The organism is Streptomyces sp. NPDC053432, assembly GCF_055585365.1.
The window spans coordinates 41462-55749 of sequence record NZ_JBVJKF010000008.1; the positions used below are offsets into that span (position 1 = coordinate 41462).

Below are 14288 nucleotides of genomic sequence, written 5' to 3' on the forward strand. Positions count from 1 at the left end.
ACGGTCTCATCCGGCCAGGCAGGACGGTCCGAGCAGCACCTTGAGGTCGCCGAAGAGGGCGGGGTCGGGCTGGACGCGGTGCCGGTCCAGGCGCAGCACGGTGGTGGTGCGGGGCCCCTGGAGCTTGATCCGTACCTCGGTGTTGCCCTTGTGGTGGCGCAGGATCTCCCCCAGACGGGTCACCATCGGCGGGGTGACCTTGACGGTCGGGATGGTGAGGACGACGGGTGCGTTGGTGCCGGCGGAGGAGAGGTCGGGGACCATCATCTCCATGGCGACGAGGCGCGGGACGTCCTCGCGCTTGTCGAGGCGGCCCTTGACGAAGACGACGGTGTCCTCGACCAGCTGGGTGGAGACGAGCTGGTAGGTCGCGGGGAAGAACATGCACTCGATGGAGCCGGCCAGGTCCTCGACGGTGGCGATGGCCCAGGCGTTGCCCTGCTTGGTCATCTTGCGCTGGAGGCCGGAGATGATGCCGCCGATGGTGACGACGGCGCCGTCCGCGTGCTCGCCGCCGGTGAGCTGGGAGATGCCGGCGTCGGTCTTGTCGGAGAGGACGTGCTCCAGGCCGAAGAGCGGGTGGTCGGAGACGTAGAGGCCGAGCATCTCGCGTTCCTGGGCGAGCAGGTAGGACTTCTCCCACTCGACGTCGGAGAACTCCACGTCGAGCCCGAAGCCGGGCTCGTCGCCGCCGTCCTCGTCACCCATTCCGCCGAACAGGTCGAACTGGCCCTCGGCCTCCTTGCGCTTGACCGCGACCACGTTGTCGATCATCGATTCGTGGTGGGCGACCAGGCCCTTGCGGGTGTGGCCCATCTCGTCGTAGGCGCCCGCCTTGATCAGCGACTCGATGGTGCGCTTGTTGCAGACGACGGCCTCGACCTTGTCCAGGAAGTCGGGGAAGGAGGAGTACTTCCCCTTCGACTTCCTCGTCTTGATGATCGAGTCGACGACGTTCTGTCCGACGTTGCGGACGGCGGTGAGGCCGAAGAGGATCACGTCGTCGCCCTGGGCGGCGAAGTTGGACTCCGACTCGTTCACGTTCGGCGGGAGGACCTTGATGCCCATGCGCCGGCACTCGTTCAGGTAGATCGCGGACTTGTCCTTGTCGTCCTTGACCGAGGTGAGCAGGCCGGCCATGTACTCGGCGGGGTAGTTCGCCTTGAGGTAGGCGGTCCAGTAGGAGACGAGGCCGTAGGCGGCCGAGTGGGCCTTGTTGAAGGCGTAGCCGGCGAAGGGGACCAGGACGTCCCAGAGGGCCTGGATCGCCTGGTCGGAGTAGCCGTTCTTCCGGGCGCCCTCCTGGAAGATCGTGAAGTTCTTCGCGAGTTCCTCGGGCTTCTTCTTGCCCATCACGCGGCGCAGGATGTCGGCCTCGCCGAGCGAGTAGCCGGCGATGATCTGCGCGGCCTTCTGCACCTGCTCCTGGTAGACGATCAGGCCGTAGGTGACCGCGAGGACCTCTTCGAGCGGCTTCTCCAGCTCGGGGTGGATCGGGGTGATCTCCTGCTGCTTGTTCTTGCGCAGGGCGTAGTTCGTGTGCGAGTTCATGCCCATCGGGCCCGGGCGGTAGAGCGCGGACACCGCGGAGATGTCTTCGAAGTTGTCGGGCTTCATCAGGCGCAGCAGGGAGCGCATGGGCCCGCCGTCGAACTGGAAGACGCCGAGGGTGTCACCGCGCTGGAGCAGTTCGAAGGTCTTGGGGTCGTCGAGCGGGAGGGCCAGGAGGTCGATGTCGATCCCCTTGTTGGCCTTCACCATCTTGACGGCGTCGTCCATGATCGTGAGGTTGCGCAGGCCGAGGAAGTCCATCTTCAGCAGGCCGAGCGACTCGCAGCTCGGGTAGTCCCACTGGGTGATGGTGACGCCGTCGGTGTGCCGCACCCAGACGGGCACGTGGTCGGTGATCTTCTCGCTGGACATGATCACGCCGGCGGCGTGCACGCCCATCTGGCGGACCAGGCCCTCCACACCGCGGGCGGTGTCGATGACCTTCTTCACGTCCGGCTCGTTCTCGTACATGCTGCGGATCTCGCCGGCCTCGCTGTAGCGCGGGTGCGAGGGGTCGAGAATGCCGGAGAGCGGGATGCCCTTGCCGAGGACGTCGGCGGGCATGGCCTTGGTGAGGCGGTCGCCCATGGCGTACGGGTAGCCGAGGACGCGCGCCGAGTCCTTGATCGCGTTCTTGGCCTTGATGGTGCCGTAGGTGCCGATCATGGCGACCTTGTCCTCGCCGTACTTCTCCGTCACGTACCTGATCACCTCGACGCGCCTGCGCTCGTCGAAGTCGATGTCGACGTCGGGCATGGAGACGCGCTCGGGGTTCAGGAAGCGCTCGAAGATCAGGCCGTGCGGGATGGGGTCGAGGTCGGTGATGCCCATGGCGTAGGCGACGATCGAGCCGGCCGCGGAGCCCCGGCCGGGGCCGACCGCGATGCCCTGGTTCTTGGCCCACATGATGAAGTCGGCGACCACGAGGAAGTAGCCCGGGAAGCCCATCGAGATGATCGTGTCCATCTCGTACTCGACCTGCTTCATGCGGTCCTCGGGGATGCCGTCGGGGAAACGGCGGTGCATGCCCCGCATGGTCTCCTCGCGGAACCAGGTGACCTCGGTGTAGCCCTCCGGGATGTCGAACTTCGGCATCAGGTTCCGGAACTTGAACATGCCCTCGGTGTCGATCTGGTCCGCGACCAGCTTCGTGTTGGCGCAGCCCTCCTGCCAGGCGTCCGAGGAGTCGATGGCGTACATCTCCTCCGTGGACTTCAGGTAGTAGCCGGAGCCGTCGAAGCGGAAGCGGTCGGGGTCCGAGAGGTTCTTGCCGGTCTGGATGCAAAGGAGGGCGTCGTGGGCGCCGGCCTCGCTCGCGTAGGTGTAGTGCGAGTCGTTCGTCACCAGCGGCGGGATGCCGAGCTTCTTGCCGATCTCCAGCAGGCCGTCGCGGACCCGGCGCTCGATCTCGATGCCGTGGTCCATCAGCTCCAGGAAGTAGCGGTCCTTGCCGAAGATGTCCTGGTACTCGGAGGCCGACTTCAGGGCCTCGTCGAACTGGCCGAGGCGCAGACGCGTCTGGAGCTCGCCGGAGGGGCAGCCGGTGGAGGCGATCAGGCCCTCCGACCACTGGGAGATGGTCTCCTTGTCCATGCGCGGCCACTTCGTGAGCCAGCCCTCCTTGTACGCGTCGGAGGACAGCCGGAAGAGGTTGTGCAGCCCGGTGGCGTTCGCCGCCCAGATCGTCTTGTGCGTGTAACCGCCGGAACCGGAGACGTCGTCCCGCTTCTGGTGCGGCTGGCCCCACTGGATGCGCCGCTTGTTGCGCCGGGACTCGGGCGCGACATACGCCTCGATCCCGATGATCGGGGTGATTCCGGCCTTCTGGGCGGAATGGAAGAAGTCGTACGCCCCGTGCAGGTTGCCGTGGTCGGACATGGCGATGTGCGTCATGCCCATCTCGTTGCAGGCCGCGAACATGTCCTTCAGCCGTGCGGCACCGTCCAGCAGCGAGTACTGGGTGTGGACGTGCAGGTGCGTGAACGGCGTCTTGGACACGGTGTGGGCCTCCGGGGGAGAGAGGGGCGGCAGCTATGAATCCTACGTCCCACGAGTGACACTTCCGGGGCACGGAGAGATACGGTCGGGCGTTGCAGAACCAGGAACACGTGTCCGACGTCCAGTCGGTCAGAACCCGTACCACCCCGTGCACCAGGAGGCATCCGCCATGGCGGTTCCCGAGACGACCGACGAGCAGCGCGCCGAGCAGATACTGGATGTGTTCGACACCGCCTTCGGTGAGCTGCTCGCCGCCGACCCCGCCGCCTTCCAGGTCAAATTCCGCAAGATGGCGGCCTCCGCCTTCGCCTTCTACCGGGGCACGGCCTGTCTCTTCTACTCCGATCTGGAGCGGGAGCGGCACGGCGGACCCTACGTCGACGACCGCACGGGCCGGGTCTGGATCCACGGTGATCTCCACGCCGAGAACTTCGGCACCTACATGGACTCCAACGGCCGGCTGGTCTTCAACGTCAACGACTTCGACGAGGCCTACGTCGGCCCCTTCACCTGGGACCTCAAGCGCTTCGCCGCCTCCGTCGCCCTGATCGGCTACACCAAGGCGCTCAGCGACGAGCAGATCAGCTCCCTGGTGCGGACCTACGCGGTCGCCTACCGGGAGCGCATCCACCAGCTGGCCGCGGGCGCGAAGTACGAGGAAGTCCCCTCCTTCACCCTGGACACCGCCGAGGGCCCCCTGCTGGGCGCCCTGCGCGACGCCCGCTCCCGGACCCGCTTCTCCCTGCTGGACTCGATGACCGAGATCCGCGACCACGAGCGCCGCTTCAGCGAGGGCGGCGGGGCCGTCGAGCTGGACGCGGCCACCCGCTACAAGGTGCTGGCCGCCTTCGACGGGTACCTGGAGACCCTGCCGGAGGAGTCCCTCGTGCGCCCGGACTCCTACCGGGTCAAGGACGTGGTGGGCCGCCGGGGCGTGGGCATCGGCTCGGCCGGCCTGCCCTCCTACAACATCCTGCTGGAGGGGCACAGCGACGCCCTGGAGAACGACGTCGTGATCTACCTCAAGCAGGCGCAGACCCCGGCGGTGTCGCGGCACATCACGGACCGGGCGGTGCGGGAGTACTTCCGCCACGAGGGCCACCGCACGGTGATCTCGCAGCGCGCCCTGCAGGCGCACGCCGACCCGTGGCTGGGCTGGACGGAGCTGGACGGCGCCGGACAGCTGGTCGCGGAGGTCTCCCCGTACGCGGTGGACCTGGACTGGTCCGATCTGGACGACCCGGAGGAGATCGCGGCGGTGGTCGCGGACCTCGGCCGGGCCACGGCCACCATGCACGCCTCGGCCGACGAGGCGGAGAGCGGCCAGTCCCTGGTGCCCTTCTCCACCGAGCGGGCCATCGACGCGGCGATCGCCGCCGACGAGGAGGGCTTCGCGGAGCTGCTGGTCGACTTCGCCCACGCCTACGGGGCCCGGGCGCGCTCGGACCACCAGATCTTCGTGGACCTCTTCCGCAACGGCCGCATCACGCCGTAGGCCCGACCTGTGGCCCGCTTTCACAGACTCACGTGACAGACTCGCGGCGATGGACATATCAGGGGTGAGACTCCGGGGGCTGCGGGCCGCGCTGTTCAGCGCGCTCGTCGTGCTGCTCTCGGCCGGCTCGCACGTCCTCATGTCCAGGGTCCCGCTGCCGCCCGCACCGGTCGGCGGGGCCTTCGCCGCCGTGTTCGCGATCGCCTACGCGCTCGCCGGGCGCGAGCGCGGCTTCGGCTCCATCGCCGGGCTGCTCGTGCCGCTGGAGCTGGCCGCCGACACCGTCTTCACCTCCGGGCAGCACGTCTGCTACGGCCCCGCGGGCGGCCCGGTCGCGGGCCCGCTGCGCGCGCTGGGCCTGGACGCGCTGTGCGGGGGCGCCCCGGTGGGCGGGCCGCTGACCGCGGTGACCGGGCCCGCCGCCGATCCGGCCGCGCTCCTCGCGTCGCCCGGGCCGTGGGCCCCCTGGCTGCTGCTCGGGGCGCACGTCTCGGTCGGGCTGCTGGCCGCCGCCTGGCTGCACCGGGGCGAGCGGGCGCTGGGCCGGCTGCTGCGGGCGGTGGCCGCCTTCGCGTTCCGGCCGCTGCTGCTGGCGGCGGCCGGGGAGACGGCGGCCGCCGGGCCGAAGCCGCGGCCGGCCCGGCCGGCCCTTCCCGGCGCGGCGTCCCGTACGCGGTTCCCCGCGCACTCCGTGGGACGGCGGGGACCTCCCGTGTCCGGCGCGCTCGCGCGCGCCTGAGGCACGTACGGCAGTCCACCCCTTCCCATGTCACACCCCACGGAGATCACGATGAGTGCACGCAACAGCCAGGCGAACAAGGCGGCGGCCCGCGAGCGGCTGCGCATCGAGCGCGAGAAGCAGCTCAAGAAGGACAAGGCGCGCCGCCAGGTGATCGTGGCGGGTGCGGTCGTCGCCGCCCTGGCCCTGGCCGGCGGCATCGGTTACATGGTCGTCAAGGCCAACCAGCCCTCGGAGTGGGACAAGGCCGCCGACGCGGCGCTGGTCGCTCCGAAGAACACCACCGGGGACAACGGCACGACCGTCGTCATCGGCAAGGCCGACGCCAAGAAGACCCTGGAGCTCTACGAGGACGCGCGCTGCCCCGTCTGCGCGCAGTTCGAGCAGACCTCCGGCGCGCAGATCAAGAAGGACGTCGACGCGGGCAAGTACAAGATCCAGTTCATCGGCGCCACCTTCCTGGACAAGGGCTTCGGCGGTTCCGGCGCGAAGAACGCGCTGAGCGCGCTGGGCGCGGCCCTGAACGTCAGCCCCGAGGCGTTCCTGGAGTACAAGTCGGCCCTGTACTCGGCGGAGAACCACCCCGAGGAGAAGGACGACAAGTTCTCCAAGGACGACTACCTGCTGAAGGTCGCGGACCAGGTCCCGGCGCTCAAGGGCAACGCCGAGTTCAAGAAGGCCGTCGAGGACGGCACTTACAACCGCTGGGCGATCGAGATGTCCAAGGTCTTCGACAAGAGCGGTGTCCAGGGCACGCCGACGCTGAAGATGGACGGCAAGAAGATCGAGACGCCGCAGACCGCGGAGCAGTTCACGGCGGCGATCGACAAGGCCCTGCAGGGCTGAGCCCCGGCCGTTCCGGAGGATCATTTCCGGACAGGCCGGGTCAACGGGCGGGCGGACCACCAGAGTTCGCCCGCTCGTTGCGTTTTCGCGCCTGTTCCGTCGGCTGTACCCGCCAGTAATGTGATCGTCCGTGACCAGTCATCTCAACTCTTCCGACACCTCGACGGCCCCCCGCCGCCGGACGGTCGTCCTCGCCGCCGCGGCCACGGCCGCGCTGGCCCCCCTGACCTCCCTGGGCGCCGCCCCGGCCCACGCCGCCGCGAGCGCACCGGCGTTCCTGCACGGCGTCGCCTCCGGCGACCCGCTGCCCGACGGGGTCCTGCTGTGGACCCGCGTCACCCCGACCCCCGAGGCCGTGCCCGGCTCCGGGCTCGGCCCGGCCACCTCCGTGAGCTGGGAGGTGGCCACGGACAAGGCCTTCTCCCGGGTCGTCGCCGGCGGCACGGCCACCACGAGCGCCGACACCGACCACACGGTCAAGGTGGACGTGCGCGGGCTCCAGCCGCAGACCGCGTACTGGTACCGGTTCACCGCCGGCAGCGCCGTCTCCCCCGTCGGCCGCACCCGGACCACGCCAGGACACGACGTCACCACGGCCGGGGTCCGCTTCGGCGTGGTCTCCTGCGCCAACTGGGAGTCCGGCTACTTCTCCGCGTACCGCCACCTGGCCGCCCGTACCGACCTGGACGCCATCCTGCACCTGGGCGACTACATCTACGAGTACCAGAGCGGGGGCTACCCGGAGGCGAAGTACGTCGTGCGCCGGCACGAGCCCGAGCACGAGATCCTCTCGCTCGCCGACTACCGCACCCGGCACGGCAACTACAAGACGGACGCCGACCTCCAGGCCCTGCACCACGCGCACCCGATCGTCGCCATCTGGGACGACCACGAGTTCGCCAACGACGCCTGGTCGGGCGGCGCCGAGAACCACACGCCCGGCGCCGAGGGCGAGTGGGCGGCCCGCGCGGCCGCCGCCAAGCAGGCCTACTTCGAGTGGATGCCGGTACGCGCCTCCATCGCCGGCACCGTCTACCGGCGGCTCCGCTTCGGCACCCTCGCGGACCTGCACCTGCTCGACCTGCGCTCGTTCCGCTCGCAGCAGGCCAAGGTCGGCAACGGTGCGGTGGACGACCCGGATCGCACCATCACCGGGCGCGCCCAGCTGGACTGGCTCAAGGCGGGTCTCGCGGGTTCGAACGCGACCTGGAAGCTGGTCGGCACCTCGGTGATGATCTCGCCGGTGGCCTTCGCCTCGCTGCCCGCGCACCTGCTGGGGCCCCTGACGAAGCTGCTCGGCCTGCCCGAGGGTGGCATAGCGGTCAACGTGGACCAGTGGGACGGGTACACGGACGACCGCAAGGAGCTGCTGGGCCACCTGAGGGACCGGAACATCAAGAACACGGTGTTCCTGACCGGCGACATCCACATGGCGTGGGCGAACGAGGTGCCGGTGAACATGGCCACGTACCCGGGTTCGGGCACGGCCGCCACGGAGTTCGTCGTCACCTCGGTGACCTCGGACAACATCGACGACATCCTGCACGTGCCGGCGGACACCGCCTCGCTGGTCGCGGAAGCGGCCATCAAGGCCGCCAACTGGCACGTGAAGTGGCTGGACATGGACTCCCACGGCTACGGCGTCCTCGACGTGACGGCCGAGCGCTCGCAGATGGACTACTACGTCGTTTCGGACAAGCGGCGCAAGGACGCCACCTCCGCGTGGGAGCGCTCGTACCGGACGCTGAACGGGACGCAGAAGGTCGAGCGGGTGTGGCAGCCGGTCCGCTGACCCCGGCCGGTTCCACAGACTTTCCGGACAAAATAACTGACTGACCGTCAATTTTGCGCCACAGAGGGGCGCCTGGTGCAGACCAGGCGCCCCTCCGTCATGACAAGCAACAAATCTTTTACGTAGGACTCTTGACCCCTGCATGTCATGAACACATAAGCTTCCCGCCAACGTGGAGAGATCGTCTTCACGCCAAAACCCCCCACGCGAGGAGCACACGTGCGCGCTGTCGCCCGCATATCCCCCCTTCTTCGCCGCCGCCTGATGGGCACGGCGGTGCTGGCCGGAACCCTGGCGTTCACCCCGCTCGCCGCCCCCACCACCCTGGCCGCCGCCAAGACCCCCGCCGAGGCGTGCGCCCAGGAATCCGGCGCGGCCGCCAACGCCCGTACCGCCCGCCCCAAGGAGGAGCACGCGGCCGAGCCCAACGAGCTCACCGACGCGCAGGCCAAGGCCATGGACGCCGACCTCAAGGCGAAGCTCGACAAGGCCCTGAAGAACCAGCCCCAGCGCGGCCTGGCCGGCGCCGAGGCCGTCACGAGCATCCCGGTGTACTTCCACGTGGTGCACTCCGGCACCACCGGAAAGCTGACGTCCACCCAGATCAACAACCAGCTCTCGGTCCTCAACGCCGCCTACGGCGGCCAGGGCACCGGGAACGTGAACACGAACTTCCAGTTCACCCTGGCGGGCACCGACTACACGGACAACGCCACCTGGTACAACCTGACCTCCGGCTCCCAGGCCGAGAAGGACATGAAGACCACCCTGCGCAAGGGCGGCGCCGGCGCGCTGAACTTCTACACCGCCAACCTCGGCGGCGGACTGCTCGGCTGGGCGACCTTCCCGAGCTCCTACAACTCCGCCCCCAACATGGACGGCGTGGTCGTGCTCGACACCTCGCTGCCGGGCGGCTCCGCGACCAACTACAACGAGGGTGACACCGCGACCCACGAGGTCGGCCACTGGATGGGCCTCTACCACACCTTCCAGGGCGGCTGTAACGGCAACGGCGACTACGTCTCCGACACCCCGGCCGAGAAGAGCGCCGCCTACGAGTGCCCGACCGGCCGTGACAGCTGCGCCAGCAAGCCCGGCGCGGACCCGATCCACAACTTCATGGACTACACGTACGACTCCTGCATGTACCAGTTCACCGCTGGTCAGGTGGCCCGCATGAGCAGCAGCTGGACCGCCTACCGCGCGGGCTGACCCCCGCCGCGTGAAGACGGGTGCGGGGCACGGACCGGCGAACGCCGGCCGTGCCCCGCACCCCTTTTCCCGCTCCTACAGGGAATCCAGGAACGCCAGGGCGACCTTCCATGTCTGCTCGGCGGCCTCGGCGTCGTAGTCGTCCAGCCCCGGGTCGGTGAACAGGTGCCCGGCGCCCGGGTAGCTGTGGACCTCCACGTCGGCCCCGGCCCGCTGCATCCGCAGGTACCAGGCCGTCAGCCAGTCGTGCGGCTCGAAGGGATCCGGGTCCGCGATGTGCAGCTGGACGGGCAGCTCGTCGACCGAGGCGTCCTCCTCCAGATCCGCCGTCCCGTGCAGGAGCAGCAGGCCGCGCGCCTTCTCGTCGGCCATCGCCAGGTGCTGGGCGACGGAACCCCCGAAGGAGAAGCCCGCGTACACCAGGCCCTCGTCGGAGTGGGGCGCGGAGGCCAGCACCGCGCGCTTGAGCAGCTCGTCCCGGCCGATCTCGTCCCGGTGGGCCATGCCCTCCTCGACGGTCTCGAAGGTGCGCCCCTCGAAGAGGTCCGGCACCTGGACCTGGTGCCCGGCCGCGCGCAGCCGGTCGGCCGCCGCGTGCACCGCGGGCCGCAGCCCGTACGTCGAGTGGAAAAGCATGATGTTCATGCCCCCATCGTGCCAGTTCGCCCGGGCGCCTTCCCGATACGTTCTCCCCCATGGAGATCGAGAGCGTTCTGCGTCCCGTGGCGGTCCTCGGCGGCTCGCTGGCGGTCACCCTGATCGCGGGCTGGGCCGCCGACCTGGTGCTCCGCCGGCTGGCCGCCCGCCACCCCGAGACCCCGCTCTGGGGTCTGCTGCGCCACTGCCGGCTGCCCTTCCAGGTGGTGCTCTGCACCTCGCTGCTCAGGGCCGCGTACCGGCAGGCCGGGATCCTTCCCGACCACGCCTTCGCCCTCGGCAGCGTCCTCAACCTGGTGCTGATCGCCTCGGTGGCCTGGCTGGCGGTCCGCATCGCGACGGCCGCCGTCGACTCGGTGTACGCGCGCTACGCCGCGACCGCCGCGGACGAGGCCCGGGTCCGCCGGGTCCGCACCCAGGTCACGCTGATCCACCGGGTGGTCAGCGCGGTGGTGATCGTGGTCGCCGTCGCGAGCATGCTGCTGACCTTCCCCCAGATGCGGGGCATCGGCGCCTCGGTGCTGGCCTCGGCGGGCGTCCTCGGCATCGTCGCGGGCATCGCGGCCCAGTCATCGCTGGGCAACCTCTTCGCCGGACTCCAGATCGCCTTCGGCGACACCGTGCGGATCGGGGACACGGTGGTGGTCGACAAGGAATGGGGCACGGTCGAGGAGATCACGCTGACCTTCCTCACCGTCCGCACCTGGGACGAACGCCGCATCACGATGCCTGTGTCGTACTTCACGAGCAAGCCGTACGAGAACTGGTCCCGCGGCGGCGCGGAGATGACCGGGACGGTCTACCTGCACCTGGACCACAGCGCGCCGGTCCCGCTGCTGCGGGACCACCTGGAGCAGCTGCTGCCCGGCATCCCGGAGTGGGACGGGCGGGCGTGGGCCCTGGTGGTGACGGACACCACACCGCACACCATCCAGGTCCGGGCGACGGCCACCGCGAAGGACGCCTCCGACGTCTGGACGCTGCGCTGCACGATCCGCGAACACCTGGTCGCCTGGCTGTCCACCCACCACCCCGACGCCCTCCCCCGCCTGTCCCCACCCGACCCGACCCTCTGACCCACCAGGTGCACCCCCCGCGCCGCCGGGATCGGGCGCGCACCGGGTGCCCCCCAGGGCGTCGTGCACGGCTGCCGCGGGGTCGGCCCCGCTGCCGCCCCCGCGCCGTCGGGGCCGGGTGTGCGGCGGGGTGCCCCCGCAGGGCGTCGAACGCGAGTGCCCGGCTGACCGGCCTCCTGCCACCCCCGCGCCGCCGGGGCCGGGTGTGTGGCGGGGTGCCCCCGCAGGGCGTCGAACGCAACCACGTCGCCACATGTCCGCTGCCTCTGCAGGTTCGACGCCCGAGGAGGTACCCCGGCGCGCGCCCGGCCCCGGCGGCCCTTGCCTGGCGGGCCGGGCCGGGGTGCCGCTGCGCGGGGCTGGTCCCCTACCCGCCCTTCCACCGTTCCCTGGGGCTCCGCCCCAGACCCCGCGCCTCAAACGCCGGCGAGGCTGGATCTGGGTTCGCCCAGGCCCGGACCTCAAACGCCGACGAGGCTGGATAGGGCACGCCCAGGCCCGCGCCTCAAACGCCGGCGAGGCTGAATCGGGGCCCCGCGGCAAGCGCGGACGGGCTGAAGATCCAGCCCCGCCTGCGGTTGAGGCGCGGGGCGGGGCCGAGCCCCGGCAGCGCCGCTCCTAAGGGCTGCGCAGACTCCGTACGTCCAGGTGCCGCAGGACCCGGTCGACGATCTCCGGATCGGCGCCGGGCTCGCTGCGCGCGGACAGCACTTCGTGCCGGGCGGCCGACATCATCTCGCGCTGGATCCGCTGGATGTCCCGGAGCCGCTCGACCCGCTTCGCGTACGCCTCCCGCCGCTCCTCGTCGACCATGTCGGGGCTGATCCTGGCCCCCACGTCGTACGCGCGCCGCTGCAGCAGTTCGACCAGGTCCTCCGGCAGTTCCTCGCTCTCCTCGATCTCCTTCAGCCGGCGCTTCGCGGCCTTCGCGGCGCGGATCGCGAGCTTCCGCTGGGTCTCCGCCTCGGCGTCGGCGTCGGCCTCCACCCCCAGCCGCCGCACCAGCCAGGGCAGGGTGAGCCCCTGGCACACGAGGGTCGTCATGATCACCGCGAAGGCGATGAAGACGATCTCGTCCCGCGCCGGAAAGGGGTCACCGGCATCCGTCGTGAACGGGATCGCCAGCGCGAGCGCCACCGAGGCCACCCCGCGCATCCCGGCCCACCACATCACGACGCTCTCCCGCCAGCTCAGCGGGATCTCCTCGTCGAGGTCGCGCAGCGAGTGCAGCCGCTTGGCGAGCCAGGCGGCCGGCAGCAGCCACAGCAGCCGTACGACGACGACCACCCCGACGACGGCCGCGGCCCACCCGACCAGCTCCCACGGGCGGCCCGCCGGCGCGGCGAAGACGTTGTGCAGCTCCAGCCCGATCAGCCCGAACGCCACCCCGGTGACCAGCATGTCGACGACTTCCCAGAAGGTGTGCCCGGCCAGCCGTCCCAGCACGTCGTCGGCGTCGGACGCGTACTCCGCGAGGAACAGGGCCGTCGTCAGCACGGCCAGCACCCCCGAACCCCGCAGTTCCTCGGCCAGCACGTAGGAGACGAACGGCACGAGCAGCGTCAGCCCGATCTGCAGCGTGGCGTCACCGAGCCGCCCCATGAGCCGGTTGGCGGCCCACCCCAGCGCCAGCCCGACGGCGACGGCGACGACGGCCGACAGCACGAACTCCCCGAGCGCGTCGGGCCAGGAGAAACTGCCGCTGACGGCGGCGGCGACGGCCACGTGGTAGAGCACGATGGCGGTGACGTCGTTGAAGAGCCCCTCGCCCTCCAGGATCGACACCAGTCGGCGGGGCAGCCCGAGCGACCCCGCCACTGCGGTGGCGGCGACCGGGTCGGGCGGCGCGACGAGCGCGCCGAGCGCGATGGCGGCGGCGATCGGCAGGCCGGGCACGACGGCGTGCGCGACGAAGCCGACGGCCGCGGTCGTCACGAACACCAGGGCCACGGCCAGCAGGAAGATGGGCCGCACGTTGGCGGCGAACTGGCGCCAGGAGGTGCGCTGCGCGGAGGCGTACAGCAGGGGCGGCAGCAGCAGCGGCAGGATGTACTCGGGCGGGATGTCGACGTTGGGCACGGCGGGCACCAGCGCGAGGACGGCTCCGCCGATGGTCATCAGGACGGGCGCGGGCAGCCCGAGCCGGTCCCCGAGCGGCACGCTGACCACGGCCCCGAGCAGCAGCACGAACAGCAGAGCAAGCTGATCCATCCCCCCAACCCTGCCGCACCGCCTGCCGCGGGCACCTGAGCCCCGCCGATGCGCAGGCCGCGGGGCCGGGTCCCGCTGCGCGGAGCCACTCCCCGCCCCGCCCTTCCTCCGTTCCCCGGGGCAGCGCCCCGGACCCCGTACGGGCGCTTCGCGCCCGCGCCTCAAACGCCGGCGGGGCTGGATTGCCCGCAGGGCGATTCCAGCCCCGCCGGCGTTTGAGGCGCGGGGTCCGGGGCAGCGCCCCGGCAGCGGCGCCGCACCCGTACGGCTACGGCAACGGCTTCCGCATGGAACGGTGCGGAATGCCCGCGTCCTGGAACTCCGGCCCGTACGCCACGTACCCGAGCCGCTCGTAGAAGCCGAGCGCATGCGTCTGCGCGCCCAGGTCCACCGCCGCCAGCCCCAGCGCGACGGCCTCCGCCTCGATCGCCCGCACCAGCGCCACCCCCACGCCCAGCCCGCGCGCGGACTTGGCGACGGCCAGCCGCCCGAGCGAGCCGACCTCCGGCGAGCCGGTCTTGGCCAGCGCCTCGGGCCCGTGCAGCAGCCGCCCGGTGCCCAGCGGCTCACCGTCCGGGCCCACGGCCAGCACGTGCACGGCGCCCGCGTCGTACGCGTCGTACTCGATCGACTCCGGCACGGACTGCTCGATCACGAACACCTCGGTCCGCACGGCGAAGCACGCCGCCATGTCGGCCTCCCCCGAGGCCA

The 14288-nt window shown here is 70.7% G+C and carries 10 protein-coding genes; 6 read left to right on the forward strand and 4 right to left on the reverse strand.

Annotated elements, in window-relative coordinates; genetic code table 11:
• Window positions 1-6 precede the first annotated feature (6 nt).
• Window positions 7-3549: a DNA polymerase III subunit alpha gene (dnaE, locus tag ACZ6Y1_RS15415; RefSeq protein WP_469628428.1), complete on the reverse strand. Its 3543-nt coding sequence runs from the start codon at window positions 3547-3549 to the stop codon at window positions 7-9.
• 169 nt (window positions 3550-3718) lie between these two features.
• Here dnaE and ACZ6Y1_RS15420 point away from each other — a divergent pair, with 169 nt between their 5' ends.
• From ACZ6Y1_RS15420 to ACZ6Y1_RS15440, 5 genes are all read left to right on the forward strand, one after another.
• Entirely contained in the window at window positions 3719-5044 is a 1326-nt protein-coding gene (locus ACZ6Y1_RS15420; RefSeq protein WP_469628431.1) for a DUF2252 domain-containing protein, read from the forward strand.
• A gap of 49 nt (window positions 5045-5093) precedes the next feature.
• Window positions 5094-5783, forward strand: a complete 690-nt coding sequence (locus tag ACZ6Y1_RS15425) for a hypothetical protein (RefSeq protein ID WP_469628434.1) — start codon at window positions 5094-5096, stop codon at window positions 5781-5783.
• A gap of 51 nt (window positions 5784-5834) precedes the next feature.
• Window positions 5835-6629 carry a DsbA family protein gene (locus ACZ6Y1_RS15430; protein WP_469628437.1) on the forward strand — a complete coding sequence of 265 codons (795 nt, stop codon included), beginning with the start codon at window positions 5835-5837 and terminating at the stop codon, window positions 6627-6629.
• Window positions 6630-6759: 130 nt separating this feature from the next.
• Window positions 6760-8421 carry an alkaline phosphatase D family protein gene (locus ACZ6Y1_RS15435; protein WP_469628440.1) on the forward strand — a complete coding sequence of 554 codons (1662 nt, stop codon included), beginning with the start codon at window positions 6760-6762 and terminating at the stop codon, window positions 8419-8421.
• Between the two features lie 264 nt (window positions 8422-8685).
• Window positions 8686-9633, forward strand: a complete 948-nt coding sequence (locus tag ACZ6Y1_RS15440) for a zinc metalloprotease (protein ID WP_469629071.1) — start codon at window positions 8686-8688, stop codon at window positions 9631-9633.
• 75 nt (window positions 9634-9708) lie between these two features.
• On the opposite strand, the gene ACZ6Y1_RS15445 is transcribed toward ACZ6Y1_RS15440, so the two are convergent.
• Window positions 9709-10278 carry a dienelactone hydrolase family protein gene (locus ACZ6Y1_RS15445; RefSeq protein WP_469628443.1) on the reverse strand — a complete coding sequence of 190 codons (570 nt, stop codon included), beginning with the start codon at window positions 10276-10278 and terminating at the stop codon, window positions 9709-9711.
• 50 nt (window positions 10279-10328) lie between these two features.
• Here ACZ6Y1_RS15445 and ACZ6Y1_RS15450 point away from each other — a divergent pair, with 50 nt between their 5' ends.
• On the forward strand, window positions 10329-11366 hold the full coding sequence (locus ACZ6Y1_RS15450; RefSeq protein ID WP_469628446.1) for a mechanosensitive ion channel family protein: 1038 nt from the start codon (window positions 10329-10331) through the stop codon (window positions 11364-11366).
• A gap of 618 nt (window positions 11367-11984) precedes the next feature.
• Here the strand turns inward: ACZ6Y1_RS15450 and ACZ6Y1_RS15455 are convergent.
• Both ACZ6Y1_RS15455 and ACZ6Y1_RS15460 read right to left on the reverse strand, forming a co-directional pair.
• Window positions 11985-13577 carry a Na+/H+ antiporter gene (locus tag ACZ6Y1_RS15455; RefSeq protein ID WP_469628449.1) on the reverse strand — a complete coding sequence of 531 codons (1593 nt, stop codon included), beginning with the start codon at window positions 13575-13577 and terminating at the stop codon, window positions 11985-11987.
• A 268-nt stretch (window positions 13578-13845) separates the two neighbouring features.
• Window positions 13846-14268 (reverse strand): GNAT family N-acetyltransferase, encoded by a 423-nt coding sequence (locus ACZ6Y1_RS15460; RefSeq protein ID WP_469629076.1) that lies wholly within the window; start codon window positions 14266-14268, stop codon window positions 13846-13848.
• Between the last annotated feature and the right edge of the window lie 20 nt (window positions 14269-14288).